The following is a 25,062-nucleotide window of genomic DNA, read 5'->3' as shown; positions in this document are numbered from 1 at the left end:
ACAACACGGAGGCGGGGAAACCGTCAGGGTTCCTACCCGCTTCCCCCAAACACGCGGGCGTGGATGTGCCCCGTGTGCGGGACGTGTTTCAAAGCGCACACTTGGCGCGCACGGCCGGAACGGGCCGTGCCCACGACCCACGCATCCAGCGCCTGCCCTGCCGCTCTCACCGGTGTGGATATGCTGCCGAGTTGTTGTGCGGACCGGAGGAGTACGCCCGAAGGGGGGCGGGCCGCCCCGGTCCGACGAGAGCGAGGAGGCGTCCGGGCAGATGGAGACGACGAGTCGGGTGGGCGCGCAGGCGCCGGCCGCGGAAGGCGGGCAGCAGCTCGCCTCCGCCCGGCGTACGGTCGACGGTTACCTGCAGGCGCCCTTCCCGTGGTACGGCCTCGACGAGGCGTTCACCGGGCCGCGCTGGCTGATGCAGGTCGGTACGGCGGCCGACGGTGCCGTGGAGCACGGTTCGATCGGGCACGGTGACGAGCCCTCCGTGCGCAGCGAGAGCGGTTCCGTCGGCGAGCCGCGGGAGAAGTTCGCGGTCGTGGTCACCGTGGCCGCCCAGCCGTCCCGCCGGAGCGCGGACGGCACGGGCCTGCTGGAGGCGACGTCGGTCTCCTCGGCGGCCTGGCTGGCCGGTGTGGGGCTGCTGTCCTTCACCTGGCCCGGGCAGATGGATCACAGCCTGCGGGACGACTGGCTGGAGCAGCAGACGGAGACGGCGTGGGCTCTGGCCGACGACCTCGAGGGGCCGGAGTGGTCCCGGCTCTCTCTTCCGGTGGACGGGGTGGCGGCCTCTTTCCACTACCGGGAGTCGGAGTTCGGCTGGGTGCTGGCCGGTACGACCGAGGCGGGCGTGCATCTGGGGGCCTACGGGCGGGGCATGAGCGCGTACGGGCTCGGGTTCGCCGTGGTGAAGGACGTCGCCGCGTACGCATGACACAGCGTACGCATGACAAAAGGGGCGCCGGTGCCGTCGGCGCCCCTTCGTCGTGCCGGCCGCGGACCCGGAAGTCGTGCGGCCCTAGAACTTGTTCTTCGGGGTGATCCCCAGCGACAGCCCCGAAAGGCCCCGCTGTCGTCCGCCGAGCTTGCCCGCGATCGCGCGCAGTGCGGAGCCCGCCGGGGAGTCCGGGTCGGTCAGGACGACCGGCTTGCCCTCGTCGCCGCCCTCGCGGAGGCGGACGTCGATGGGGATGTTGCCGAGGACCGGGACGGAGGCGCCCGTCGTGCGGGTCAGGCCGTCGGCGACCAGCTGGCCGCCGCCCGTGCCGAAGACGTCGACCATCTCGCCGCAGTGCGGGCAGGGCAGGCCGGACATGTTCTCGACCACGCCGACGATCTTCTGGTGGGTCTGGACCGCGATGGAGCCCGCGCGCTCGGCCACCTCCGCGGCGGCCTGCTGAGGCGTCGTCACGACCAGGATCTCGGCGTTCGGGACCAGCTGGGCCACGGAGATCGCGATGTCACCGGTGCCGGGCGGGAGGTCCAGCAGCAGGACGTCCAGGTCGCCCCAGTACACGTCCGCGAGGAACTGCTGGAGCGCGCGGTGCAGCATCGGGCCGCGCCAGACCACCGGGGCGTTGCCCGGGGTGAACATGCCGATGGAGATGACCTTCACGCCGTTCGCGGACGGCGGCATGATCATGTTCTCGACCTGGGTGGGGCGGCCGTCGGCGCCCAGCATGCGCGGCACCGAGTGGCCGTAGATGTCGGCGTCGACGACGCCCACCTTGAGGCCGTCGGCCGCCATCGCCGCCGCGAGGTTCACCGTCACCGAGGACTTGCCGACGCCGCCCTTGCCGGAGGCGACCGCGTAGACGCGGGTGAGGTTGCCGGGCTTGGCGAAGGGGACCTCGCGCTCGGCCTGGCCGCCGCGCAGGGCGTTCGCCAGCTCCTTGCGCTGCTCGTCGCTCATCACGTCGAGGGTGACGTCGACGCGGGTGACGCCCTCCACCCGGGAGACGGCCTCCGTGACGCGCTGGGTGATGGTGTCGCGCATGGGGCAGCCGGAGACGGTCAGGTACACGGTGACCGCGACCGCGCCGTCATCGCCGCTCTCCACCGATTTGACCATCCCGAGTTCGGTGATGGGTCGGTTGATCTCGGGGTCGTTCACCGTCGCCAGTGCCTCGCGCACCGCGTCTTCCGTAGCCATAAGGACGATGGTACGGCGCGCCGAGGGGCCTCCGGGTAGCCCCTCAGCGGTCGTCTGCGTCACGTCCCGGCGACCGATCTGCCCGCTCTGCCGGGAATACGACATGCCCGTCGTGACGCCTTCGGTCCTCCAGCTCCTTGATCACGTCTTGCAGCTCGGAGCGGATCCAGTCGCGGGTGGCCACCTCGCCCAGGCCCGTGCGCAGCGCGGCGACCTCACGGGTCAGGTACTCGGTGTCGGCGATGGACCGCTCGTTCTGCTTGCGGTCCTGCTCCAGGTTGACCCGGTCGCGGTCGTCCTGCCGGTTCTGTGCGAGCAGGATCAGCGGGGCCGCGTAGGAGGCCTGCAGGGACAGCATCAGGGTGAGGAAGATGAAGGGGTATTCGTCGAAGCGCAGATGACGGGGTGCGGCGATGTTCCACAGCACCCAGGCGATGATGACGACCGTCATCCAGACGATGAAGCGTCCCGTGCCCAGGAACCGGGCGATCTTCTCCGACAGCCGGCCGAAGGCCTCCGGGTCCCACTCGGGCAGGAACCGGTGCCGGGGCGCGCGCGGCTGGTCGAGGCGCGCACGCGGCCGGGTCGCGGCCGTGGCGCCCACCGGGGTGCGTTCGCGTGTGCTCTCGCGCTCAGGAGCCATGGGCGGCCGCCCCCTCTCCCGCGTCCTCGTTCAGGTGGAACTCCGTCTCCCGCCAGTCGTCGGGCAGCATGTGGTCGAGGACGTCGTCCACGGTGACCGCGCCGAGCAGCGATCCGGACTCGTCCACCACGGGCGCGGCGACCATGTCGTACGTGGCGAAGAACCCGGCGATGACGGGCAGCGCGGCGTCGGGGTCCAGCGGCTGCAGGTCGTCGTCGACGAGCGAGCTGACCAGGGTGTACGGGGGGTCGCGCAGCAGCCGCTGGAAGTGGACCGTGCCCAGGTACTTGCCGGTCGGGGTCTCGTCCGGCGGTCGGCACACGTAGACCTGGGCGGCGAGGGCGGGGGAGAGGTCCGGATTGCGGACCCGGGCGAGCGCGTCGGCGACCGTGGCGTCCGGGCGCAGCACGATCGGTTCGGTGGTCATCAGACCGCCGGCCGTGTGCTCCTCGTACGACATCAGGCGCCGCATGTCGGCCGCGTCGGCGGGCTGCATCAGGCTCAGCAGCCGCTCCTTGTCCGCCTCGGGCAGCTCGGAGAGCAGGTCGGCCGCGTCGTCGGGGTCCATGGCCTCCAGGACGTCCGCCGCGCGTTCCTCCTTCAGCTTGCCGAGGATCTCGATCTGGTCGTCCTCCGGCAGCTCCTCCAGGACGTCGGCGAGCCGGTCGTCGTCCAGGGCGGCGGCGACCTCGGCACGCCGCTTGGCGGAGAGGTGGTGCAGGACGTTGGCGAGGTCGGCGGGGCGCAGCTGCTCGAAGGTGGCGAGCAGGTTCTCGGCGCCCTGGCCGTGCTCCTCCAGGGAGAACCCGGTGACGGCCGACCATTCCACGGTCAGCGTCTCGCCCTTGGCCCGCCGGAAGGCGCTGCCCTTGCGCCCCTTGCGGACGAAGACGCGGTCGATCTCCCAGTCCCGGCGGGCGGGCAGCTGCTGCACGGAGAGGTCGAGGACGGTGACCTCCTCATCGGTCTCCACCAGCTTCACGCGCCGGTCCAGCAGCTCCCCGAAGACCAGCCGCTCGGTGGGCCGCTGCTCGAAGCGCCGCACGTTGAGCACGCCGGTGGTGATGACCTGGCCGGACTCGATGCCGGTCACCCGGGTCATGGGCAGGAAGATGCGGCGCCGGGTGGACAGTTCGACGACCAGCCCGAGGACGCGCGGGGGCCGTCGCCCGACGCGCAGCATGACGACCAGGTCGCGTACGCGGCCCACCTGGTCGCCGGTCGGATCGAAGACGGGGACCCCGGCGATGTGCGAGACGAAGATCCGGGGGGCGCCGGCTGCCATGGCTCTGCTTCCTTTGCCTGGGAATCGCTGGGGACTGCTGTTCCGTGGGGGGATCGCTGGGGGGAACCGCTGTGTGGGAATTGCTCGGATTTGCCCGCTCGGGTGCGCTTCAGGCTAGCCCGTACCGGTCGGATACGCCCTGGTGGGGGGTCCGGACGGACTGGCTCCGCCGGGTGGTCGGGGCACCGGTACGCTGCCGTACGCCGCTCCGGAACCGTCAGAAAGGCAGCGTCACCTGTGACTGCGATTCCCCAGGGCCGTACCCGCCGGACCGCGCTGGTGACCGCGACCTGCGCACTGGCCGTGACGGGAGCGATGGTGCTGTCGGGGTGCGGCGGTGACGATCCGGACGCGGGGACGAACGGCGTGGGCAAGCTGCCCGCCGGCACGATCCAGGCGAAGACCCGGGCGGCGGCGGACGCGGCACCGGCGGTACGGCTGTCCGGGACCGTGGTCACCAGCGGCCGTACGTACCGGCTGGACATGCGGCTGAAGAACGACGGCGGGACGGGTTCGGTGACCTCGCAGGGGGCCACCTTCAAACTGCTGCGGGTCGGCAAGCAGCTGTATCTCAAGGCCGACGCGGACTTCTGGAACCACGCCGACGGCAGCGACGGCGCCACGGGCAAGCTGGACGGCAAGTACGTGAAGGTGCCGCAGGGGGATCCCGCGTACAAGAAGTTCAGCGGCTTCACGGACAAGGCTGTCCTCCTCGACGGTCTGCTGACGCTGCACGGCACGCTGGCGACGGACGGCCACCACGATCAGTCGGGTACCCGCACGATCCGCATCACCGGCGACAAGGGTTCCGGAGGCACCCTGGACGTCTCCCTCCAGGGCACGCCGTATCCGCTGCGCCTGGTCCGTGCCGGCGGAGCGGGGACGCTCAGCTTCTCGGACTGGGGGAGGAACTTCTCCGTCACGGAGCCCGCGAAGTCTCAGACGGTGGACTACGGCAGGCAGCTGCCCACGTCGTAGGGGGACGTTCGGCCATGACGGCGGGGACCGGCGCCGCCGCAGCCCCGTACGGCCCCCGGCGTCACTTCTTCCGGCGCTTGGCGAGGAGCTTGGGGAGCCCCGCCGGGATCGGCTGACGGGTCGTCGCGGGTGACGGCACCGGACGTTCCGCCAAGCTGCCGGACGGCAACGGCTCCACACCCCCTGCCGGCACCAGGCGGAGCACCCGGCACTCACGGGCCCAGCGGCCCGGCATCTCCTCGCCGTCGGAGGCGTTCAGCCGCTTGCCCTTCAGCTCGGCGACGGCCGCCTCCCACTCCTCGGAGCCGACGGCCGGCTCGGACACGGTCACCGGGAACGTCACCAGCCGGCCACCCTTGTCCTTGCTGCGCACCGTCACCTCGGCGGAGCCGCCGTCCACGAGCGCCGGCAGCGGCTGCTCACCGGGCCCGTCGCCGACCAGGCACACCGCGCCCTCGTGCCACACGTGCCACAGCGCACGCGCCGCGGGCGCCCCGGCGCCTCTGACCCAGATGAGGCCGGACTTCTTGGAGGCCTCCTCGATGAGGGCCCGGTCGTGCAGCTCGCTTGTCATGCGCCCAGCCTATCCAGGCCCGCTCACAGCCAGCCGTTGCGCTTGAGCGTGCGGTGGATGCCCAGACACAGGGCGACCGTGATGCCCATGATCACCGGGTATCCGTACTTCCAGTGCAGTTCGGGCATGTACTTGAAGTTCATGCCGTACACCCCGCAGACCATCGTCGGCACGGCGATGATCGCGGCCCAGGCGGTGATCTTGCGCATGTCCTCGTTCTGCGCGACGGACGCCTGCGCGAGGTTGGCCTGGAGGATGGAGTTGAGGAGTTCGTCGAAGCCGAGCACCTGCTCCTGGACCCGCGCCAGGTGGTCGGCGACGTCCCGGAAGTACTTCTGGATGTCCGGGTCGATCAGCCGCATCGGCCGCTCGCTCAGCAACTGCATGGGCCGCAGCAGCGGCGCCACCGCCCGCTTGAACTCCAGTACCTCACGCTTGAGTTGGTAGATCCGCGCCGAGTCGACACCGCGTGAGACACCGCCCTTGCGGCCCGGTGAGAAGACCTCGGTCTCCACCTCGTCGATGTCGTCCTGCACGGCGTCGGCGACCGCGATGTAGCCGTCCACCACATGGTCGGCGATGGCGTGCAGCACGGCCGAGGGGCCCTTGGCGAGCAGCTCGGGGTCGTCCTGGAGGCGGTGCCGCAGCGCCCTGAGCGAGCCCTGGCCGCCGTGCCGGACGGTGATGAAGAAGTCCCGGCCGGTGAAGCACATGACCTCACCCGTCTCGACGACCTCGCTGTTGGCCGTGAGCCGGTCGTGCTCGACGTAGTGGATGGTCTTGAACACGGTGAACAGCGAGTCGTCGTACCGCTCCAGCTTCGGCCGCTGGTGCGCCTGCACCGCGTCCTCGACGGCCAGCGGGTGCAGCCCGAACTCGCTTGCGATTCCGGCGAATTCCGACTCCGTCGGCTCGTGCAGGCCGATCCAGACGAACCCGCCGTCACGGCGCACCAGCCGCATCGCCTCCTGCGGGGTCAGGGCCCCCGTGCTCTGCACGCGGGCGCCGTCGCGGTAGACGGCGCAGTCGACGACGGCCGAGGGCGTCCCGGGGTCGCGCGTGGTGTCGTACGACGCGCTCGTGTCCTTGTGCAGCGAGACGCGGGACGACGGACGGACCACGGCACGCAGGTCGCGGATCATCGACATGGGCAGGCTCCTTCGCGGGCGGGCAGCGAAAGCGCGGCGGCGGGTGGAACTACCCGGAATGGGGACGTCCTGCGGGGGTCCCGACCCTGAGTGCAGGGAAGGATGTTTGGTACGTCCACAAAGCGGGGAGCACCGCATCGTCGCGGTGGCGACTTCGCTACTGATGCAGAACCGATTGAGATCAGGCAGAGCGAGACGAAGTGCTCTTCCGAACGACGAAGCGAACGTGAGGGCGGCAGCGAGCCAGGAACTACATCAGCAGCCGGAAGAGCGAGTGGTACTACCAGGTCGACTTCGATCCATGACAGCCCCACCTCCTCCGGCCGGTCCCTCGTAAGGGAGTCGCATCGGCGTCGGGACTCGATAGCGACGCTTCTGCGTGCTGCCCCGAACCACCGGCTCAGAGTACCAGCCGCCCGTACTGTCAAGGCGCCGCTTTGCCCGCTACTGACGAGTTCTATGCTCACCGCATGGTTGATGTTCTTCCTCTGGTCGAGGCGCGGTTGAACACCGCGCTGGGCGAACCGGACGCGCGCGCCGCGGTCACCTTCCTCGGCACGGACCGCATCGAGGTGCTCCGCTTCCAGGAGGGGGACGTCGTCCGGTACGCCACCCTCGGCATGTCCCAGCACCCGATGGCGGACCCCACCGCGATGCTCGCCGACCCGGTCAAGGGCCCCCGCGCCGAGCTGGTCCTGTCCGTCCGCGCGGGCGTCGCCGACACCGACAAGGTGCTCCGCCCGCTCGCCGTCCTCGCCGCTTCGCCGCAGGTCGAGGGTCTGGTGGTGACCCCCGGCGCCTCCCTGGACGTGGGCGATCCGCTGTGGCCCGGCGCTCCCTTCAGCTCGGTCCTGGTGGGCGAGCCCGGCGGGCTGGTCGAGGACCTGGAGCTGGACGCCCCGATGGATCCCGTACGGTTCCTGCCGCTGCTGCCGATGACGCCGAACGAGGCCGCCTGGAAGCGGGTGCACGGCGCCCAGGCGCTCCAGGAACGCTGGCTGGCGAACGGGACGGACCTGAGGGATCCCTCCCGCAGGTCCGTCCCGCTGGACTGAGCCGAAGTGAGCAAGCTCACCAAAGGCCTTTGCTGAACGGTCAGTTGGCGAAGACGCCGCTCACGTCCTCGGTCGCGTGCCCCGGTCGCGGCTCCTCCGCCACGGGGGTGCCCCCGCTCGAGCGAGGCCGAGGGCGGGGGAGGGTGAGGGCCCGGCGGCGTACGACGACCACGAGCGCGCCCAGCACCGCGGTGACCGCCGCGACCACGAACGGGATGTGGATGTCGCTCCACTCCTCGATCTTCGGGGCGAAATAGGGCGCCGCCGCGGCCGCGAACCAGCGGACGAAGTTGTAGCCCGCGCTCGCCACCGGGCGCGGCGCGTCCGACACGCCGAGGGCCAGCTCGGTGTAGACGGTGTTGTTCACGCCGATGAAGGCGCCGGACAGGATCGTGCAGACGACGGCCGCGGTGTGGTCGCCGTAGCCGAGCACGAGGACGTCCGCCGCGAGCAGCACCAGCGAGCCGCCGAGCACCTTCAGCGAGCCGAGACGGGCCTGCATCCGCGGGGCCACGATCACCGAGAAGACGGCGAGCAGCAGGCCCCAGGCGAAGAACACCGCGCCCGAGCGGTACGGGGTCATGTCCAGCACGAACGGCGTGAAGGCCAGTACGGTGAAGAACGTGTAGTTGTAGAAGAACGCCGAGACCGCCGCCGAGGCCAGGCCGCCGTGGCCGAGCGCCCTGATCGGGTCCAGGAGAGACGTCTTGCGGGCCGGCCTAGGCTGCTCCTTCAGGAACCCCGTGATGCACAGGAAGCCGATCGCCATCAGGGCGGCCGTGCCGAAGAAGGGGTAGCGCCAGCTGACGTTGCCGAGGACCGCGCCGAGCAGCGGGCCGCAGGCCATGCCGAGGCCGAGCGCGGACTCGTAGAGCAGGATCGCCGCCGCGCTGCCGCCGGCCGCGGCGCCCACGATGACCGCGAGCGCGGTGGACACGAACAGCGCGTTGCCGAGGCCCCAGCCGGCCCGGAAGCCGACGAGCCGGCCGACCGTGTCCGACGTGCCGGCCAGACCCGCGAAGACGACGACGAGGGCGAGGCCGAGCAGGAGGGTCTTGCGGCCGCCGATACGGCTGGAGACGAAGCCGGTCAGCAGCATCGCCACGGCCGTGATCAGGAAGTACGAGGTGAAGAGCAGGGACACCTGGCCGGCGGTGGCGTCGAGGCCCTGCGCGATGGACGGCAGGATCGGGTCGACGAGGCCGATGCCCATGAAGGCGACGACGGAGGCGCCGGCCGTCGCCCAGACGGCCTTGGGCTGTCGCAGGATGCCACCGGCTCCCGCTTCGAAGGGGTCCATGTGCTTCTCCCGTCCCGACGTCAGGCAGTTGCTGTATACACACAGTAAGTTAGCTGGACTAATCAATGCAAGCTACATCTACTTTCTCCTGGCCGGGCGTCCCTCCGGACGGGTGATCGTCCTTGACGTGGCGCGGCAGGGGTAGGACCGTGGAGCCCTATGAGGGGCGAACCCAGTTGCCCGAGGTGCGGTGGCCGGGTCAGGGCTCCCGGTCTCTTCGCCGATTCGTGGCAGTGCGATGTGCACGGGACGGTGTATCCGCTGCAGCCCGTGATCCCGCCCAGCGTCGAGGCCCTCAACGTGGTGGTGCGTCGCACGCAGGTGCCGGTGTGGATGCCGTGGCCGCTGCCGGTCGGGTGGCTGTTCACGGGCGTGACCTATGCGGGTGACGACCGCAGTGGCGGCCGTGCGACCGCCGTCGCCTGCTCGGGCCCCGGCCCGCTCGGCGGTCCCGGTGAGCTGATCCTGGTCGCCGAGGAGCTGGGTGTCGGACTCGGCGCGCGGTACGCGGGCATAGACGGCCCGGACCCGGGGTCGTACATGAACGTCGAGAAGCCGCCCCAGGCCAAGGTTCTGGCCGCCGGCCGCCCGACTCCGCTCTGGCACGTCTATCGCACCCCCGACGACCGCGCCGTCTTCGCCGGTGAGGCTCTCGGGATGTGGCTGTGGGCGGTGATGTGGCCCGAGCAGGCCGGACTGCTCATGTACGACGAGCTGGTGCTGACGGATCTGCGGGACGCGGGCGCGGAGCTGGACCTGGTTCCCTACGGAGCGCTCTCGCCGCGCCTGCTCCGGCCGTAGCGCGGGCCCCCTCCAAGAGTCATCCGTAGGGGGTGCTCGCCAGCTGCGGGTGTGACAGGCGTGCGTGAAATCCCGGCTATCCTTAGGTGTCCTTTCCGTCCCGTCATCGCCTGGAGCAGCCGTGCGCATCGATCTGCACTGTCACTCCACGGCCTCCGACGGCACGGACACCCCGGCCGAGCTGGTGCGGAACGCCGCCGCGGCCGGACTGGACGTCGTCGCGCTGACCGACCACGACACCACCCGCGGCCATGCCGAGGCGATCGCCGCGCTGCCCGAGGGGCTCACCCTGGTCACCGGCGCCGAGCTGTCGTGCCGTGTCGACGGCATCTCCATGCACATGCTCGCCTACCTGTTCGACCCCGAGGAGCCCGCCCTGCTCGCCGAGCGGGAGCTGGTCCGGGACGACCGGGTGCCGCGGGCCCAGGGCATGGTCGCCAAGCTGAACGCGCTGGGCGTGCCGGTGACCTGGGAGCAGGTCGAGCGGATCGCCGCCGGTGGTTCCGTGGGGCGTCCGCATGTCGCCTCCGCGCTGGTCGAGCTGGGCGTCGTACCGACGGTGAGCGACGCGTTCACCGAGGAGTGGCTGGCCGACGGCGGGCGGGCCTTCGTGGAGAAGCACGAGACCGACCCCTTCGAGGCGATCCGGCTGATCAAGGGCGCGGGCGGCGTGGCCGTCTTCGCGCACCCGGCCGCCGCCAAGCGCGGCCGCACGGTCCCCGAGTCCGTGATCGCCGAGCTGGCCGCGGCCGGTCTCGACGGCGTCGAGGTCGACCACATGGACCACGACCTGGACGCCCGGGCCCGGCTGCGGGGGCTCGCGAAGGAACTGGGCCTGCTGGTCACGGGGTCCTCGGACTACCACGGCAGCCGCAAGACCGTGTCCCTCGGCGCGTACACGACCGACCCCGAGGTGTACGGGGAGATCACGCGGCGCGCGACCGGCGCCTTCCCCGTCCCGGGGACCGGCGGGATCTGACGGCCTGGCGCCTCCCCGCTCACCGGCTCCGCCCCCGCTCCCTACCCTCACCCGTCCTTTCGCACGTCCGCCGTGCGCCCGTGTCCGCTCCGCCGGACGGGGGCCGCCGGCGGTGGCTTCCTCCTGCAAGGCTCACCATGTTCGACATCGCCGTCTTCGGCTCTCTGTTCCTGACCCTTTTTGTCATCATGGATCCCCCGGGGATCACCCCGATCTTCCTCGCCCTGACCGCCGGACGACCGGCCAAGGTGCAGAAGCGGATGGCCTTCCAGGCCGTCTGCGTGGCGGGTGGGGTCATCGCCGTCTTCGGCGTCCTGGGCCATCAGATCCTGAACTACCTGCACGTCTCCGTCCCGGCCCTGATGATCGCGGGCGGTCTGCTGCTCCTGCTGATCGCGCTGGACCTGCTCACCGGCAAGACCGACGAGCCGAAGCAGACCAAGGACGTGAACGTGGCCCTCGTACCGCTGGGCATGCCCCTGCTGGCCGGGCCCGGTGCCATCGTGTCCGTGATCCTGGCCGTGCAGAAGGCCGACAGCGTGGCCACGCAGGTCTCGGTGTGGTCCGCGATCCTCGCGATCCACGTCGTGCTGTGGCTGGTGATGCGTTACTCGCTGCTGATCATCCGGGTCATCAAGGACGGCGGTGTCGTCCTGGTGACACGGCTCGCGGGCATGATGCTCTCCGCGATCGCGGTGCAGCAGATCATCAACGGGGTCACTCAGGTGATCCGGGGGAGCTGAGTTCTCGTCGGCTCGGCTCCCCCGGAAGGCTTGAGTGGCGGTGTCCGCTACGAGGCCGAGGTCTCGGCCGGGCGGATCCACAGGCGCTGTCCGATGGCGGCGGCCTGCTGAACGATCCGGTTGACGGAGGCGGCGTCCACGACGGTGCTGTCCACGGTGGTGCCGTCGACCTCGTCGAGTCGCATGATTTCGAAGCGCATGGGCTTCTCCCTTCGTCTGGTCATCCTCCTGCGGAGAACTACTTGGTGCACCAGAGGTGTATCCGGTGTCGTTCGTAGTCAACGTGCTTCCTGTTGCAAACATTCCCTACGCTAAAGAAATTTTTCGAACGACTAATTACCGACCGGTAAGCGGCTCTCGTGGGACCGATCGGGACCAGTTGTGTTCGCAGCGTGACCAACGGGACAATGGACCCGATGAACGACGACCTGGCCGCCCTGGGCGCCCGCATCGACCGCACGAACGAGCTGCTCGAGCGCATGCTCGCCGAGGTGGCCAAGACGCCCTCGACCCACGCGATCTTCGTCGACGCGGGTTATCTGTACGCGGCCGCGGGCCGGCTGGTCGCCGGCACGGAGGACCGCAGGGCCTTCGATCTCGACGCCGAGGGCCTGATCGACGCGCTGATCGACCGAGCCCGCACGATCTTCGCGGACAGCCGACTGCTGCGCGTCTACTGGTACGACGGCGCCCGCCGCCGCATCCACACCGCCGAGCAGCAGTCCATCGCGGAACTCCCCGACGTGAAGGTCCGTCTCGGCAACCTCAACGCCAACAACCAGCAGAAGGGCGTCGACTCCCTCATCCGCTCCGACCTGGAGTCACTGGCCCGCCACCGCGCGATCAGCGACGCCGCCCTGCTCGGCGGCGACGAGGACCTGGTCTCGGCGGTCGAGGCGGCCCAGGGGTACGGCGCGCGTGTCCACCTCTGGGGCATCGAGGCCCCCGAGGGCCGCAACCAGGCCGAGCCGCTGCTCTGGGAGGTCGACAGCCAGCGCACCCTCGACCTGGAGTTCTTCAAGCCGTACGTCACCCGGCGCACCGCCGCCGCCTACGACGCCACCGCCGGCGCCCGCCCCAGCCGCGAGGACGTCCGCTTCGTCGGTGCCCAGATCGCCGCGAAGTGGCTGGCCTCCCGGGGCCGCGAGGCGCTGGTCGAACTCCTGCCCGGCCACCCCTATCTGCCCGGCTCCGTCGACCAGGACCTGCTCGTCGAGGCCGAGGGCCTGCTGCAGTACTCCCTGCGGGGCCAGGCCGACCTGCGCCGCGCCCTCAGGGACGGCTTCTGGGACCACCTCCAGTCGCAGTACTAGGGCAGGGCCGCGCTGTCGTCCCAGAAGTCGGCGATCGCGCGGGCCGTGGCGAGCGGGCGGTCGGTGTTGGGGGAGTGCTCGGCGCCGTCGATGACCGTCCGCCGCGCCTTCAGCCGTAGCGCCATGTCGTCGAGCAGGGGCAGCGGCCAGGTGTCGTCCTGGGAGCCCGACAGGACGTGGAACGGCAGCGCTACGGCGGCCAGCTCGGCGATCCGGTCCGGCTCCGTGCACAACTGGCGCCCCGTGGCGAGGAGTTGCGCGGGCTTGGTGCCCAGCCAGCGGCGCCGCAGATCGTCCCGGTCGTCCAGCCCGCCGTCGAGCGAGGGCGTCTCGGTCTCCTCGGGCGTCTCCATCGCCTGGATCGCGGCCCACACCTCGGCCATGCCCAGCACCTCGAGCGCGTCCCGCAGCAGTTTCACCCGCTCCTGCTGGGACGCCGAGATCTGCGCCGGGCCGGAGGCCATCAGGGTGAGCGACCGGAAGGGCGTGGGATCGACCAGCGCCGCCGCGCGCGAGATCTGGCCGCCGAGGGAGTGCCCCAGCAGATGCACCGGGTGCCCGAGCGCCTCCGCCTGCGCCAGCACGTCCCGCGCCAACTCCTCCTGCGCATAGGCGGATTCGTCCCTCTCGGGACCGTCCGACTCGAACTGCCCACGCCCGTCCACGGCCACGGTCCGGTACCCGCGCTCCGCCAGCGGCACGTGCAGCGGATTGAAGTCCTCCTTGCTGCCGGTGAACCCGGGCAGCAGCAGCGCGACTCCCCTGGGCTCGACCCCGGCGGCCGCGGGAGCGTCGACGACGGCGAACTCACCGCGCGCCGTGCGCAGCGAGTACGCACGGGCACCGGGGGGCGGGACGAAGGTGGCGGGCCTGCTCATGGGCAGAGGTTATCGGGCACGGGGAGCGGCCGGGCAGGGCGAGGGGTCCGTACGGGGAGTCCGTGCGGGTACGGGGACGCCGATGGCCCGGCCCCTTACGGGGACCGGGCCATCGGCGACTGACGGTGCTACCGCGTACGCGGCGCCGGATCAGGCCTCGGGGGCCTCCACGGCGGCCGTCGCCTTGCGGGTGCGGCGGCGCGGCGTGGCCGCCGGCTCCTCGGTGGCCTGCGCCGGAATCTCCGGAGCGGCCGCGACGGCCTTACGGGTCCGCCGTGCCTTCGGAGCGGCCGGCTCGACCCCGTCCACCGCGTCCACTGCGGTGGCAGCGGTCTTGCGGGTGCGGCGGGGCTTGGTCTCCGTGCCCTCGGCGGTGTCCGCGGTGTCCGCGGTGGCCTCGGCGGCTGCCGCGGTCTTGCGGGTGCGGCGCGGCTTGGCTTCGGCCTCGGGCGCCTCGGAGGTGGCCGCCGCAGCGGTCTTCCGGGCGCGGCGGGGCTTGGTCTCCGTGCCTTCGGCGGTGTCCGTCGCGGTCTCGGCGGCGGCTGCCGTCTTGCGGGTGCGGCGGGGCTTGGCCTCGGGCTCCGCCTCGGTGGCGTCCACTGTGGTGGCAGCGGTCTTCCGGGTGCGGCGGGGCTTGGTCTCCGTGCCCTCGGCGGTGTCCGCGGTGGCCTCGGCGGCTGCCGCGGTCTTCCGCGTGCGGCGGGGCTTGGCTTCCGTGCCTTCGGCGGTGTCCGCGGTGGCCTCGGCGGCTGCCGCGGTCTTGCGGGTGCGGCGCGGCTTGGCTTCGGCCTCGGGCGCCTCGGAGGTGGCCGCCGCAGCGGTCTTCCGGGTGCGGCGGGGCTTGGCTTCCGTGCCCTCGGCGGTGTCCGTGGCGGCCTCGGCGGCTGCCGCGGTCTTCCGCGTGCGGCGGGGCTTGGTCTCCGTGCCTTCGGCGGTGTCCGTCGCGGTCTCGGCGGCGGCTGCCGTCTTGCGGGTGCGGCGGGGCTTGGCCTCGGGCTCCGCCTCGGTGGCGTCCACTGTGGTGGCAGCGGTCTTCCGGGTGCGGCGCGGCTTGGCTTCCGTGCCCTCGGCGGTGTCCGCGGTGGCCTCGGCGGCTGCCGCGGTCTTCCGCGTGCGGCGCGGCTTGGCCGCCGGGGCGGCTTCCTCCGTGGCCGTGGCGGCCTCGGCGGTCGTGGTGGCCGTCGCCTCAGGCGCCGGCTCCGCTGCCTTCCGGGTGCGGCGGCGGGGCTTGGCCTCGGTGGTCTCGGCGGTGTCCACCGCGGCCTCGGCCGCGGCGGCCGGCTCGGCCACCGGCTCGGCGGCCACCGGGGACTCCACGGCCACGACCGTCGCCTGGGGCTCCGCGGACTTGCGGGTGCGGCGGCGGCGCGGCTTCTCCGAAGCGTCGGACGCGGCCGGGGCCTCCACCGTGTCCACCGACTCGACAGCGGCCTCCGGAGTCACGGGTGCCGCGGCGGCCGCCACGGCCTCCGCCGGCGCTCCGCCCCGCGTACGGCGACGGCGGCGCGGCGTACGGGTCGCCTGCGACTCCTCGGTGCCGGCCTCGGCGGCCGGTGCCTGCGCCGTCGTAGCGGCGGAGGCGTCCAGCGGGGTGCCACCGCGCGTACGGCGGCGACGGCGCGGCGTACGCGCCGGACGCTCGCGCTCGGCCGTGGCGGACTCGGCGCGACCACCACGGCCGCCCCGGTCACCGCGCCCGCGACCGCCACGCCCGCCGGTCTCGCCCAGGTCCTCCAGCACCTCCGCGTCCAGACCGGCACGGGTCCGCTCCGAGCGCGGCAGGGTGCCCTTGGTGCCCTCGGGGATGCCGAGGTCGGAGAACAGGTGCGGGGAGCTGGAGTACGTCTCCGCCGGGTCGTTGAAGTCCAGCTCCAGCGCCTTGTTGATCAGCTGCCAGCGCGGGATGTCGTCCCAGTCGACGAACGTGATCGCCGTACCCTTGGCGCCCGCGCGGCCCGTACGGCCGACCCGGTGCAGGTACGTCTTCTCGTCCTCGGGGGACTGGTAGTTGATGACGTGGGTGACGCCCTCGACGTCGATGCCGCGCGCGGCGACGTCGGTGCAGACGAGAACGTCGACCTTGCCGTTGCGGAAGGCACGCAGCGCCTGCTCGCGGGCGCCCTGGCCGAGGTCGCCGTGGACCGCGCCGGAGGCGAAGCCGCGACGCTGGAGCTGCTCGGCGATGTCGGCGGCCGTGCGCTTGGTACGGCAGAAGATCATCGCCAGTCCGCGGCCCTCGGCCTGGAGGATGCGGGCGACCATCTCCGGCTTGTCCATGGAGTGCGCGCGGTAGACGAACTGCTTGATGTTCGCGACGGTCACGCCCTCGTCGTCCGGCGCGGTGGCGCGGATGTGCGTGGGCTGCGACATGTAGCGGCGCGCGAGGCCGATGACCGCGCCCGGCATGGTCGCGGAGAACAGCATGGTCTGGCGCCTGGCCGGAAGCAGGTTGATGATCTTCTCGACGTCGGGCAGGAAGCCCAGGTCCAGCATCTCGTCGGCCTCGTCGAGGACCAGGCTCTTGATGTGGTTCAGGTTCAGCTTCTTCTGGCCCGCGAGGTCCAGCAGCCGGCCCGGCGTGCCGACGACCACGTCGACGCCCTTCTTCAGGGCCTCGACCTGGGGCTCGTAGGCCCGGCCGCCGTAGATCGCCAGCACGCGCACGTTACGGACCTTGCCGGCCGTCAGCAGGTCGTTGGTGACCTGCGTGCACAGCTCGCGCGTGGGGACGACGACGAGCGCCTGCGGGGCGTCGGTGAGGGCCTCGGGGGCCGCGCGTCCGGCCTCGACGTCGGCGGGGACGGTGACGCGCTCGAGGAGCGGAAGACCGAAGCCCAGCGTCTTGCCGGTGCCGGTCTTGGCCTGGCCGATGACGTCCGTGCCGGAAAGGGCGACGGGAAGCGTCATCTCCTGGATGGGGAAGGGGTTGATGATGCCGACGGCTTCCAGGGCCTCGGCCGTCTCGGGAAGGATTCCGAGGTCTCGAAACGTAGTCAGGGTTATGCCTCTTCTGTGTGGCGCGGTGCGAGGCGAGCGCGGGGGTCTTTGACGGACCGTGCCGGGGACGTCGGCTGCCATACGGGCGAACCACTCGGGCCAGCCGTAAAGCACGGGACCTCTGCCGACGCTCTAGCGCTCGTACCGCTGAGGGTGTCCCTCCGGTCGTCGTACGTAATGAGCCGTACGGCCAGGGAGGGCTGTCGGGTCGGAGCCGATCGGGCCACCGACCGGGCATCCTCATGCGTGCGCCCTGTCGGGACACGTCGAACATCGTCGACGCACTCAGCAGGCGCATTACCACCATACCCCGGAATCGCGCACATGTGATGGCCGAATAGGTCACGTAGTAGCGGTCACAGTGGTTGACCAGGGGCTTCCGAAGGTCGCCGAGCGGGCTATTGTGCGCCTCATGACTAGCTCTGACAAGCCTGAGAACGCGTCCGCCGCCTCCGCCGAACCGACCGGTGTCGCCGCCCAGGACTGGGCGCAGGCCTCCGCCGACCCGCAGTACCGCGCCGCGGTCGTGGATCTTCTCGGAGCGCTCGCGTACGGGGAGCTGGCGGCGTTCGAACGGCTGGCGGAGGACGCCAAGCTGGCGCCGACCCTCGCGGACAAGGCGGAGCTGGCGAAGATGGCCTCGGCCGAGTTCCACCACTTCGAGCGGCTGCGGGACCGGCTGACCGAGATCGGCGAGGAGCCCACGGCCGCCATGGACCCGTTCGTCGCCGCGCTCGACGGCTTCCACCGGCAGACGGCGCCCTCGGACTGGCTGGAGGGCCTGGTCAAGGCGTACGTCGGCGACTCGATCGCGAGCGACTTCTACCGCGAGGTCGCGGCCCGCCTGGACTCCGACACGCGCGAGCTGGTGCTCGCCGTGCTCGACGACACCGGGCACGCCGGGTTCGCGGTGGAGAAGGTGCGGGCCGCGATCGACGCCGACCCGCGCGTGGGCGGCCGGCTGGCGCTGTGGGCGCGGCGGCTGATGGGGGAGGCGCTGTCGCAGTCGCAGCGGGTCGTCGCCGACCGGGACGCGCTGTCCACGATGCTCGTGGGCGGGGTCGCCGACGGGTTCGATCTCGCCGAGGTCGGCAGGATGTTCTCGCGGATCACCGAGGCTCACACCAAGCGGATGGCCGCGCTGGGCCTCGCTGCCTGAGCGCCGGGCGCACCCCGGCCCCCCGGTGCGGGTGCGGCGGGTGCGGGCGGGGCGTTGCGGGTGCGTCGCGGTTGCCCGCGCTCTCGGGGCGGAGCCGCAGATCCGCACAGCCCCGCGCCGCTGACGGCTCGGCCGCGCCTACGCCGGCGCTGATCGTCGGCGCAGGCGGCGCCCCGTCGGGCGCAGGAGCAGGGACAGGGACGCCGCCGAGACGATGGCGGCGCCGAGGAGGCTCGGCAGGGTGCTGCCCGGACCCAGGGCGCTGTGGGTGACGAAGTCGCCGAACAGGGCTCCGGCGATGCCCGTGCAGTACACCAGCGGGCGGGCCGGCAGCCGGTGCGACAGGCGGTGCGCCGCAGCCCACGCGAACACGAGACCGAGCACAGCGGAGCCGAGTGCTTCCAGGATCATCGAGAGGTCCCTCCCACGGCCGGTCGGCCCTTTTCGGTCGTAGCCCGTCATACCCGTGACCTGCGGATTGCAATCATCCGCTGTGGAGGAATCGTGCATCGCCTGTGCGTGCTCCGCACGCGCAAGGGCCCGGCGGCACATGGCCGCCGGGCCCTTCTCACGACTTCGCCCTACAGCGCGCCGAAGCCCACCTTGCGCACGGTCGGCTCGCCGATCTCCACGTACGCCAGACGGTCCGTCGGCACGAGGACCTTGCGGCCCTTCTCGTCCTGGAGGCTCAGCAGCTGCGTCTTGCCGGACAGTGCCTCCGACACCAGACGCTCGATCTCTTCGACGCTCTGACCGCTCTCCAGAACGATCTCGCGGGGCGCGTGCTGCACGCCGATCTTGACCTCCACGGCTATGTCCCTCCGACGGTCAGTGATGTGCGCGATCTTCCGCGCCGTACGCAGCACACATTAGCCCGGTGAGGGGACGTACACGCTGCGGGCCGGAACGCCATCAGCGAACAGCCCATGGGAACAAACGGCCGTCAGTGGTGCTCGCTGCCGTGCAGCGGGAAGCCGGCGATGCCCCGCCAGGCCAGTGAGGTCAGCAGCTGCACCGCCTGGTCGCGCGGGACGCTGCGGTCGCTGTGCAGCCAGGAACGGGCCACCACCTGGGCGAGACCGCCGAGGCCGGAGGCGAGCAGCATCGACTCCGCGCGCGAGAGGCCCGTGTCCTCGGCGATGACGTCGCAGATCGCCTCGGCGCACTCGTTGGTGACCTTGTCGACGCGCTCTCGCACCGCCGGCTCGTTCGTCAGGTCCGACTCGAAGACCAGCCGGAAGGCGCCGCCGTCGTCCTCGACGTACGCGAAGTACGCGTCCATCGTCGCCCGCACGCGCTGCTTGTTGTCGGTCGTCGAGGCGAGCGCGCCGCGCACGGACTGGATGAGCGCCTCGCAGTGCTGGTCCAGCAGGGCGAGGTAGAGGTCGAGCTTGCCGGGGAAGTGCTGGTACAGCACCGGCTTGCTCACGCCCGCCCGCTCCGCGATGTCGTCCATCGCCGCCGCGTGGTAGCCCTGCGCGACGAAGACCTCCTGGGCGGCGCCCAGCAGCTGGTTCCGTCGAGCTCGGCGCGGCAGACGGGTGCCGCGCGGGCGTGCCGCCTCAGTTTGCTCGATGGCTGTCACGCCGCCTCCCAGAGTCGTCCACATGCGGTGTAGGCCGCGCGGCCATCGTACTTTTCGGTAACCGTGGTGTGCGCGGTGCGAGCGCAGAATTTCACGTACCGGACGGCCGCGAAAGCCGCGCAGCGGTCCGACCGCGGCCGGCTGCGGTCGGCGCGGTCCCGCGAGGTCAGCGGTAGTCGTCCTCGTCCAGCGAGACCACGCGGGCCTGCTCGACCAGATCGGCGACGTTCGCGCGGTCCGGATCCACTTCCGTCAGGGGGTCGTCACGGTTCGGCGCGACGTCCGTGTGCTGCTCGGCAGCGTCCACCTCGGGGGCCTCGACGTCGTCGATCTCCGGGACCGCGTCGGCCTCCAGATCCTCGATCGTGTCGGGCTCGGTGGGGTCATAGGCCATGGTGGGCTCCCTTCCTACGAACGTCCCTGGAAGCAGCAGGGGCCACAAGCGGGTGCCCTCTGTACGAGCCTAGGAGACGGCAGATCCGGACGCCATGCCTTGCGCCCGTTCGCTGTCCGGTTCACCAGTTGCTCACGGTTCACACGCTTTCCGTCTCTGTTGTCGTGATCGGTCCCTGTGGTGTACCGGTGCACCTGTGGCCCACGGGTCACGCTGTGACGGCGAACACACGAATCGGGGCGTGATCACCTCGTAACATTGGCGCATGTCTTCGACCGAGTCGCCGTCCGTGTCGGCCGCCAGTGTGCTTCCCAGGGTGGCGCCCGTACGGGTCGGTGAGGGCGAGCGGCTGCGGTCCGTGGGCCTGCCCGGAGTCACCCTGTCGGTCCGTTCCCGGCGCCCCCCGCGCGAGGGCCTGGCGCCCGCGCTGTACGTCCACGGTCTCGGCGGTTCCTCGCAGAACTGGTCCGCGCTGATGGCCGAGCTGGACGGCGTCGTCGACTGCGAGGCCGTCGACCTGCCGGGCTTCGGCGACTCCCCGCCACCGGACGACGGCGACTACTCCGTCACCGGGCACGCGCGCGCGGTGATCCGCTATCTCGACGCGGCCGGCCGCGGCCCGGTCCACCTGTTCGGCAACTCGCTCGGCGGCGCGGTCACCACGCGCGTGGCCGCCGTGCGTCCCGACCTCGTCCGCACGCTCACCCTCGTCTCGCCCGCGCTGCCCGAGCTGCGCATCCAGCGCACCGCGGTGCCGACGGGGCTGCTCGGCGTGCCCGGCATCGCCGCCCTGTTCACCCGGTTCACGCAGGAGTGGACGGTCGAGCAGCGGGTGCGCGGGGTCACGGCACTCTGTTACGGCGACCCCGGGCGGGTGTCGCCGGAAGCGTTCCAGCACGCGGTCGAGGAGCTGCAACGGCGGCTTCAACTGCCGTACTTCTGGGACGCGATGGCGCGTTCCGCACGCGGGATCGTCAACGCCTACACGCTCGGCGGACAGCACAATCTGTGGCGCCAGGCCGAGCGCGTCCTCGCGCCGACCCTGCTGATCTACGGCGGCCGTGACCAGCTGGTCGGCTTCCGGATGGCCGGCAAGGCCGCCCGTGCCTTCCGCGACTCCCGTCTGTTGTCCCTGCCGGACGCCGGACATGTGGCGATGATGGAGTACCCGGACGTGGTCGCCGGGGCGTTCCGGGAACTCCTGGTGGAGGTGGGCGACTTGGGCGAGCGCGGCGCGGGTGGACGTGACGCGGGCCGGCATGGATCGGGCGGAGCCGACTCGGGCGGAGCCGACGCGGGTAAGCCCGCGGGCACCGGGCCGCGTGGCGCCGCCGAGGACGTCGACGCCACGAGCGCGGGGAGCTGAGGGCCGGGGTGGGACGCCACAGCCGCCGCGGACCGGCTCCGAAGGACGACTCCGCGGACACAGCCGCACGGCGGGCGGAGCGGCGGGGCACACGCTCCGACGGCCGTCCCGACATACCGGGTCAGAGGGGCGGGCCGACGACCGAGCCGCCGTACGCGGAGGGCGGCGCCACGGGTGCCCCCGCAGGCCCGCGTGGCGGTTCACGCGGTCCGCTGGGTCCGGCCGCTCCGGTTGGTCCGGCTGGTCCGGGATTTCCGGGGGGATCGGGGGCTCCGGGCGGTCGGCGGGGTCCGGCTGCCCCGGGAGCTTCGCAGACGGCGTATCCGGGGGTGCCGCGGCTTCCCGACGGCACCCCCGCGCACGGTGTGCCGCGTCTCGCCGACGGTACTCCCGCGCGCGGTGTGCCCCGTTTCCCGGACGGCACCCCTGCGCACGGCGTGCCGCGGCTTCCCGACGGCACCCCTGCCCACGGTGTGCCGCGTCTCGCCGACGGCACCCCCGCGCGCGGTGTGCCCCGTTTCCCCGGCGGTGGCCCCGCCCGTGGCGGGCATCCCGAGCAGCGGGAAGCGGGCGGCGGCTGGGGGGCGTTCGGCGGGTCGGCCGGTGCCGGTGCCGGTGCGGGGCCCGGTGTGGTGCTGCCTCGGCAGCGGCAGGCGGGGCCGGGCGGCGGTCCGGGTCAGCGGTCCGGTCCCCGGCCGGAGTATCTGGACGCCTTCGAGGCCGCGAGTGACGGCCTCGAGGACGTGGACGTCTTCGCGCCCCGCGTGGGCCAGGGGCGTGACGCGGAGGTACCGGCCGCCGAGGAACAGCAGGCCGACGCCCGCGCGGCGGACGGCGTCCGGGTTCCCGCGCAGCGTGGCGGCGGCAAGGGGCGGGCCTTCGCCGGTATCGCGGCCGCGGCCGTCACCACCGTGCTGGCGGTGGTCGTCGCCGGTCAGGTGACCGAGGGCCGGGACGGCGACGCCGCACAGTCGCAGTCCGACGCCGACACCGGCCGGCCCGGTGGCGCGCTCGCTCCCGACGGGGCGGCACCCTCCGCCTCGGCGAGCGCGGTGACGCTGACGTACGAGCAGAAGATGGGCAGGAGGTACCCGCTCGGTGCCACGCTGAAGGGCTCGGGGAAGTTCGACGCCGTGCCCGGCTTCGACAAGGCGCCCGGCACGGGGCAGAAGTACCGGTACCGGGTGGACGTCGAGCAGGGGCTGGGACTGGACGGCGCGCTGTTCGCCGCAGCCGTGCAGAAGACCTTGAACGACGACCGCAGCTGGAGTCACGGCGGCGCCCGCACCTTCGAGCGCATCTCCTCGGGCAAGCCCGACTTCGTGATCACGCTGGCCAGCCCGGGCACCACCGCCACGTGGTGTGCGAAGTCCGGCCTGGACACCACGGAGGACAACGTCTCCTGCGACTCGGCCGCCACCGAGCGCGTGATGATCAACGCTTACCGGTGGGCGCAGGGCAGCAAGACATACGGGGACGAAATCTACGCATACCGGCAGATGCTCATCAATCACGAGGTCGGACACCGGCTCGGCCATGGGCATGTGACGTGCCAGAAGAGCGGTGAACTGGCGCCCGTCATGCAGCAGCAGACCAAGTTCCTCGACCATGACGGGATCCACTGCCTGCCCAACGCATGGCCCTTCCCCAGGAGTTGACCGGAGCCGCTCATGTCACGTTGACATGAGCCGCAAGTTCGTTCATATTTCTGCGCATGTGGTCTAGTCATGCCGTCTCCAACAGCGCCGCCATCGAGCTGGCGCTGATCGGCGTGACCGCGCTCTGCGTGGCCGACATCGACTGTCGCTGACGCCGCCGCCCTGGCGTTCGCGTCGCGACTCCTCCTTTTCTCACTCCGTGACTGACGTGTCACGGATTCTTCGACGACCCGGCGCCGGGGCCGACGTCTGTTCGCAGTCGTCTCATTCCTCGTCCATCTGTCTCACTTTTCGAGAAACCCTCGATCAGCCCACGAGAGGTCGTCATTCCGATGCGTCAACCGTCCGTCATAGCGCGCCGCGTGGCAGCGGCATCCGTCAGCCTGGTAGTGGCAGCGGGCGCCGCCGCCTGCGGTCCTGAGGACAACGATGCCAAGGGTTCCGGTGGCGACTCCGCGCCCCATAAGGGCGGCACGCTCACGGTGCTGAACTCCGAGCCGCAGGCCGACTTCGACCCGGCCCGCCTCTACACCTCCGGCGGCGGAAACGTCCCTTCGCTCGTCTTCCGCACCCTCACCACGCGCAACCGCGAGAACGGCGAGGCCGGCGCAAAGGTCGTCCCGGACCTCGCCACCGACACCGGGCGCCCCAACAAGGACGCGACCGTGTGGACGTACACCCTGAAGAAGGGTCTCAAGTACGAGGACGGCACCCCGATCACCTCGGCCGACGTCAAGTACGGCATCGAGCGCTCCTTCGCCCCCGAACTCTCGGGCGGCGCACCCTACTTGAGGGACTGGCTGGTCGGCGCCGCCGACTACCAGGGCCCGTACAAGGACAAGAAGGGCCTGTCCGCGATCGAGACGCCGGACTCCCGGACCATCGTCTTCCACCTGAACAAGCCCGAGGGCGAGTTCCCGTACCTCGCCACGCAGACCCAGTTCACCCCGGTCCCCAAGGCGAAGGACACGGGCACCAAGTACGAGTCGCACCCGATCTCGTCCGGCCCGTACAAGGTCGTCAAGAACGAGAACGACGGTGAGCACCTCGTCCTGGAGCGCAACACCCACTGGTCCGCGGCGGTCGACGCCGAGCGCAAGGCCTACCCGGACACGATCGACGTCCGTTCCGGCCTCGACTCCTCCGTGATCAACCAGCGGCTGTCCGCGTCCCAGGGAGCGGACGCCGCCGCGGTCACCACGGACACCAACCTCGGCCCGGCCGAGCTGGCCAAGGTCAGCGGTGACAAGGAGCTGGCCGCGCGGGTGGGAACCGGCCACTTCGGCTACACGAACTACATCGCGTTCAACCCGACCGTGAAGCCGTTCGACAACCCGAAGGTCCGGCAGGCGATCTCCTCCGCCATCGACCGGTCCTCCGTGGTCAACGCGGCCGGCGGCAGCGCGCTCGCCGAGCCCGCCACCACCTTCCTGCCCGACCAGAAGTCCTTCGGCTACACGCCCTACGACCCGTTCCCGGCGGGCGAGTCCGGCAACGCGGCCAAGGCCAGGGAGCTGCTCGCGCAGGCCGGCTACAAGAGCGGCCTCACCATCACGCTGACCCACTCCAACAACAAGGACTTCGAGACCAGCCCGGAGATCGCGACCGCCGTTCAGGACGCGCTCAAGAAGGCCGGCATCACGGTCAAGCTGCAGGGCCTGGAGGACAACGACTACCGGGACAAGATCCACAGCGTGAAGACCGAGCCCGGGTTCTTCCTCGCCCACTGGGGTGCCGACTGGCCTTCCGGCGGCCCCTTCCTCGCCCCGATCTTCGACGGCCGGCAGATCGTGAAGGACGGAGCGAACTTCAACACGGGCCTGCTGAACGACAAGTCGGTCAATGCCGAGATCGACGCGATCAACAAGCTGACCGACCTGGACGCCGCCGCCGAGCGGTGGGGTGCACTGGACAAGAAGATCGGCGAGAAGGCCCTCGTCGTGCCGCTGTTCCACCCGGTCTACAAGCGCCTGTACGGCAAGGACGTCAAGGACATCGTCATCAGCGACTGGACCGGCGTGCTGGACATCTCCCAGGTCGCGGTGAAGTGA

General features: G+C 71.3%; 25 protein-coding genes. 12 read left to right on the top strand and 13 right to left on the bottom strand.

Features of this window, described 5'->3' with window-relative positions:
• Positions 1-271 precede the first annotated feature (271 nt).
• Positions 272-937, top strand: coding sequence for a hypothetical protein (locus ACZ5CW_RS03290; RefSeq protein ID WP_468597912.1), 666 nt, complete (start codon positions 272-274; stop codon positions 935-937).
• Positions 938-1,021: 84 nt separating this feature from the next.
• On the opposite strand, the gene ACZ5CW_RS03285 is transcribed toward ACZ5CW_RS03290, so the two are convergent.
• Genes ACZ5CW_RS03285 through ACZ5CW_RS03275 form a run of 3 tightly spaced genes read right to left on the bottom strand, consistent with a single transcriptional unit; the run spans position 1,022 to position 4,083 of the window.
• Positions 1,022-2,155 carry an Mrp/NBP35 family ATP-binding protein gene (locus tag ACZ5CW_RS03285; RefSeq protein ID WP_468597910.1) on the bottom strand — a complete coding sequence of 378 codons (1,134 nt, stop codon included), beginning with the start codon at positions 2,153-2,155 and terminating at the stop codon, positions 1,022-1,024.
• A 43-nt stretch (positions 2,156-2,198) separates the two neighbouring features.
• Positions 2,199-2,798, bottom strand: a complete 600-nt coding sequence (locus ACZ5CW_RS03280) for a DUF1003 domain-containing protein (protein ID WP_468597908.1) — start codon at positions 2,796-2,798, stop codon at positions 2,199-2,201.
• Positions 2,788-4,083 (bottom strand): magnesium transporter MgtE N-terminal domain-containing protein, encoded by a 1,296-nt coding sequence (locus ACZ5CW_RS03275; protein WP_468597906.1) that lies wholly within the window; start codon positions 4,081-4,083, stop codon positions 2,788-2,790. The genes ACZ5CW_RS03280 and ACZ5CW_RS03275 overlap by 11 nt, the downstream gene beginning before the upstream one ends.
• Positions 4,084-4,320: 237 nt before the next feature.
• Here ACZ5CW_RS03275 and ACZ5CW_RS03270 point away from each other — a divergent pair, with 237 nt between their 5' ends.
• On the top strand, positions 4,321-5,061 hold the full coding sequence (locus ACZ5CW_RS03270) for a hypothetical protein (protein ID WP_468597904.1): 741 nt from the start codon (positions 4,321-4,323) through the stop codon (positions 5,059-5,061).
• Between the two features lie 61 nt (positions 5,062-5,122).
• Here ACZ5CW_RS03270 and ACZ5CW_RS03265 read toward each other — a convergent pair whose 3' ends face one another.
• On the bottom strand, positions 5,123-5,635 hold the full coding sequence (locus tag ACZ5CW_RS03265) for a hypothetical protein (RefSeq protein ID WP_468597902.1): 513 nt from the start codon (positions 5,633-5,635) through the stop codon (positions 5,123-5,125).
• Positions 5,636-5,658: 23 nt separating this feature from the next.
• Positions 5,659-6,783: a magnesium and cobalt transport protein CorA gene (locus tag ACZ5CW_RS03260; RefSeq protein ID WP_468597900.1), complete on the bottom strand. Its 1,125-nt coding sequence runs from the start codon at positions 6,781-6,783 to the stop codon at positions 5,659-5,661.
• 470 nt (positions 6,784-7,253) lie between these two features.
• Here ACZ5CW_RS03260 and ACZ5CW_RS03255 point away from each other — a divergent pair, with 470 nt between their 5' ends.
• Entirely contained in the window at positions 7,254-7,838 is a 585-nt protein-coding gene (locus tag ACZ5CW_RS03255) for a suppressor of fused domain protein (protein WP_468597898.1), read from the top strand.
• A 40-nt stretch (positions 7,839-7,878) separates the two neighbouring features.
• Here ACZ5CW_RS03255 and ACZ5CW_RS03250 read toward each other — a convergent pair whose 3' ends face one another.
• On the bottom strand, positions 7,879-9,138 hold the full coding sequence (locus ACZ5CW_RS03250; protein WP_468597896.1) for an MFS transporter: 1,260 nt from the start codon (positions 9,136-9,138) through the stop codon (positions 7,879-7,881).
• Between the two features lie 159 nt (positions 9,139-9,297).
• Between ACZ5CW_RS03250 and ACZ5CW_RS03245 the strand changes: the two genes are divergently transcribed.
• The 3 genes from ACZ5CW_RS03245 to ACZ5CW_RS03235 all read left to right on the top strand — a co-directional run bounded on the left by ACZ5CW_RS03245 (position 9,298) and on the right by ACZ5CW_RS03235 (position 11,661).
• Entirely contained in the window at positions 9,298-9,939 is a 642-nt protein-coding gene (locus ACZ5CW_RS03245) for a DUF6758 family protein (protein ID WP_468597895.1), read from the top strand.
• 121 nt (positions 9,940-10,060) lie between these two features.
• Complete coding sequence (locus tag ACZ5CW_RS03240; protein WP_468597893.1) at positions 10,061-10,918, top strand: PHP domain-containing protein; 858 nt, start codon at positions 10,061-10,063, stop codon at positions 10,916-10,918.
• Positions 10,919-11,055: 137 nt separating this feature from the next.
• The gene (locus ACZ5CW_RS03235; RefSeq protein WP_468597891.1) at positions 11,056-11,661 is read left to right on the top strand and encodes a MarC family protein; all 606 of its coding nucleotides are present in this window, start codon (positions 11,056-11,058) and stop codon (positions 11,659-11,661) included.
• A 47-nt stretch (positions 11,662-11,708) separates the two neighbouring features.
• Here the strand turns inward: ACZ5CW_RS03235 and ACZ5CW_RS03230 are convergent, their stop codons facing one another.
• Positions 11,709-11,861 (bottom strand): hypothetical protein, encoded by a 153-nt coding sequence (locus ACZ5CW_RS03230; protein ID WP_388792325.1) that lies wholly within the window; start codon positions 11,859-11,861, stop codon positions 11,709-11,711.
• A 207-nt stretch (positions 11,862-12,068) separates the two neighbouring features.
• Between ACZ5CW_RS03230 and ACZ5CW_RS03225 the strand changes: the two genes are divergently transcribed.
• Positions 12,069-12,974 carry an NYN domain-containing protein gene (locus tag ACZ5CW_RS03225; RefSeq protein WP_468598390.1) on the top strand — a complete coding sequence of 302 codons (906 nt, stop codon included), beginning with the start codon at positions 12,069-12,071 and terminating at the stop codon, positions 12,972-12,974.
• Here ACZ5CW_RS03225 and ACZ5CW_RS03220 read toward each other — a convergent pair.
• On the bottom strand, positions 12,971-13,852 hold the full coding sequence (locus ACZ5CW_RS03220) for an alpha/beta fold hydrolase (RefSeq protein ID WP_468597889.1): 882 nt from the start codon (positions 13,850-13,852) through the stop codon (positions 12,971-12,973). The two genes, ACZ5CW_RS03225 and ACZ5CW_RS03220, sit on opposite strands and share 4 nt — an antisense overlap.
• A gap of 150 nt (positions 13,853-14,002) precedes the next feature.
• On the bottom strand, positions 14,003-16,759 hold the full coding sequence (locus ACZ5CW_RS03215) for a DEAD/DEAH box helicase (protein ID WP_468597887.1): 2,757 nt from the start codon (positions 16,757-16,759) through the stop codon (positions 14,003-14,005).
• Positions 16,760-17,261: 502 nt separating this feature from the next.
• Between ACZ5CW_RS03215 and ACZ5CW_RS03210 the strand changes: the two genes are divergently transcribed.
• Positions 17,262-18,008: a ferritin-like fold-containing protein gene (locus ACZ5CW_RS03210; RefSeq protein ID WP_453315428.1), complete on the top strand. Its 747-nt coding sequence runs from the start codon at positions 17,262-17,264 to the stop codon at positions 18,006-18,008.
• A gap of 138 nt (positions 18,009-18,146) precedes the next feature.
• On the opposite strand, the gene ACZ5CW_RS03205 is transcribed toward ACZ5CW_RS03210, so the two are convergent.
• The 4 genes from ACZ5CW_RS03205 to ACZ5CW_RS03190 form a co-directional block, all read right to left on the bottom strand.
• Positions 18,147-18,419: a hypothetical protein gene (locus tag ACZ5CW_RS03205; RefSeq protein WP_468597885.1), complete on the bottom strand. Its 273-nt coding sequence runs from the start codon at positions 18,417-18,419 to the stop codon at positions 18,147-18,149.
• Between the two features lie 170 nt (positions 18,420-18,589).
• The gene (locus tag ACZ5CW_RS03200) at positions 18,590-18,817 is read right to left on the bottom strand and encodes a DUF3107 domain-containing protein (RefSeq protein ID WP_468597883.1); all 228 of its coding nucleotides are present in this window, start codon (positions 18,815-18,817) and stop codon (positions 18,590-18,592) included.
• 134 nt (positions 18,818-18,951) lie between these two features.
• Positions 18,952-19,593: a TetR/AcrR family transcriptional regulator gene (locus ACZ5CW_RS03195; protein ID WP_468597881.1), complete on the bottom strand. Its 642-nt coding sequence runs from the start codon at positions 19,591-19,593 to the stop codon at positions 18,952-18,954.
• Between the two features lie 166 nt (positions 19,594-19,759).
• A complete protein-coding gene (locus ACZ5CW_RS03190) occupies positions 19,760-19,987 on the bottom strand; it encodes a hypothetical protein (RefSeq protein ID WP_468597880.1) in 228 nt (75 codons plus the stop codon).
• A 265-nt stretch (positions 19,988-20,252) separates the two neighbouring features.
• On the opposite strand from ACZ5CW_RS03190, the gene ACZ5CW_RS03185 reads away from it, so the two are divergent.
• From ACZ5CW_RS03185 to ACZ5CW_RS03170, 4 genes are all read left to right on the top strand, one after another.
• Complete coding sequence (locus ACZ5CW_RS03185; protein ID WP_468597879.1) at positions 20,253-21,353, top strand: alpha/beta fold hydrolase; 1,101 nt, start codon at positions 20,253-20,255, stop codon at positions 21,351-21,353.
• A gap of 8 nt (positions 21,354-21,361) precedes the next feature.
• Positions 21,362-23,011, top strand: a complete 1,650-nt coding sequence (locus ACZ5CW_RS03180) for a DUF3152 domain-containing protein (RefSeq protein WP_468597877.1) — start codon at positions 21,362-21,364, stop codon at positions 23,009-23,011.
• Positions 23,012-23,067: 56 nt separating this feature from the next.
• Complete coding sequence (locus tag ACZ5CW_RS03175) at positions 23,068-23,163, top strand: Ms4533A family Cys-rich leader peptide (protein ID WP_341868990.1); 96 nt, start codon at positions 23,068-23,070, stop codon at positions 23,161-23,163.
• A gap of 180 nt (positions 23,164-23,343) precedes the next feature.
• Positions 23,344-25,062, top strand: coding sequence for an ABC transporter substrate-binding protein (locus ACZ5CW_RS03170; protein ID WP_468597876.1), 1,719 nt, complete (start codon positions 23,344-23,346; stop codon positions 25,060-25,062).

Source organism: Streptomyces sp. NPDC031379, from assembly GCF_055569615.1.
Note: the sequence above shows the minus strand (reverse complement) of the source record. Positions and strands in the feature narration are given on the sequence as shown.

Bases quoted from the DNA above. Each gene is read 5' to 3' on its own strand.
- ACZ5CW_RS03185 (WP_468597879.1), top strand. From the start codon at position 20,253: ATGTCTTCGACCGAGTCGCCGTCCGTGTCGGCCGCCAGTGTGCTTCCC.
- ACZ5CW_RS03285 (WP_468597910.1), bottom strand. From the start codon at position 2,155: ATGGCTACGGAAGACGCGGTGCGCGAGGCACTGGCGACGGTGAACGAC.
- ACZ5CW_RS03260 (WP_468597900.1), bottom strand. From the start codon at position 6,783: ATGTCGATGATCCGCGACCTGCGTGCCGTGGTCCGTCCGTCGTCCCGC.
- ACZ5CW_RS03275 (WP_468597906.1), bottom strand. From the start codon at position 4,083: ATGGCAGCCGGCGCCCCCCGGATCTTCGTCTCGCACATCGCCGGGGTC.
- ACZ5CW_RS03215 (WP_468597887.1), bottom strand. From the start codon at position 16,759: ATGACGCTTCCCGTCGCCCTTTCCGGCACGGACGTCATCGGCCAGGCC.
- ACZ5CW_RS03205 (WP_468597885.1), bottom strand. From the start codon at position 18,419: ATGATCCTGGAAGCACTCGGCTCCGCTGTGCTCGGTCTCGTGTTCGCG.
- ACZ5CW_RS03255 (WP_468597898.1), top strand. From the start codon at position 7,254: ATGGTTGATGTTCTTCCTCTGGTCGAGGCGCGGTTGAACACCGCGCTG.
- ACZ5CW_RS03225 (WP_468598390.1), top strand. From the start codon at position 12,069: ATGGACCCGATGAACGACGACCTGGCCGCCCTGGGCGCCCGCATCGAC.
- ACZ5CW_RS03220 (WP_468597889.1), bottom strand. From the start codon at position 13,852: ATGAGCAGGCCCGCCACCTTCGTCCCGCCCCCCGGTGCCCGTGCGTAC.
- ACZ5CW_RS03280 (WP_468597908.1), bottom strand. From the start codon at position 2,798: ATGGCTCCTGAGCGCGAGAGCACACGCGAACGCACCCCGGTGGGCGCC.
- ACZ5CW_RS03235 (WP_468597891.1), top strand. From the start codon at position 11,056: ATGTTCGACATCGCCGTCTTCGGCTCTCTGTTCCTGACCCTTTTTGTC.
- ACZ5CW_RS03175 (WP_341868990.1), top strand. From the start codon at position 23,068: ATGTGGTCTAGTCATGCCGTCTCCAACAGCGCCGCCATCGAGCTGGCG.
- ACZ5CW_RS03265 (WP_468597902.1), bottom strand. From the start codon at position 5,635: ATGACAAGCGAGCTGCACGACCGGGCCCTCATCGAGGAGGCCTCCAAG.
- ACZ5CW_RS03250 (WP_468597896.1), bottom strand. From the start codon at position 9,138: ATGGACCCCTTCGAAGCGGGAGCCGGTGGCATCCTGCGACAGCCCAAG.
- ACZ5CW_RS03210 (WP_453315428.1), top strand. From the start codon at position 17,262: ATGACTAGCTCTGACAAGCCTGAGAACGCGTCCGCCGCCTCCGCCGAA.
- ACZ5CW_RS03170 (WP_468597876.1), top strand. From the start codon at position 23,344: ATGCGTCAACCGTCCGTCATAGCGCGCCGCGTGGCAGCGGCATCCGTC.
- ACZ5CW_RS03190 (WP_468597880.1), bottom strand. From the start codon at position 19,987: ATGGCCTATGACCCCACCGAGCCCGACACGATCGAGGATCTGGAGGCC.
- ACZ5CW_RS03230 (WP_388792325.1), bottom strand. From the start codon at position 11,861: ATGCGCTTCGAAATCATGCGACTCGACGAGGTCGACGGCACCACCGTG.
- ACZ5CW_RS03245 (WP_468597895.1), top strand. From the start codon at position 9,298: ATGAGGGGCGAACCCAGTTGCCCGAGGTGCGGTGGCCGGGTCAGGGCT.
- ACZ5CW_RS03290 (WP_468597912.1), top strand. From the start codon at position 272: ATGGAGACGACGAGTCGGGTGGGCGCGCAGGCGCCGGCCGCGGAAGGC.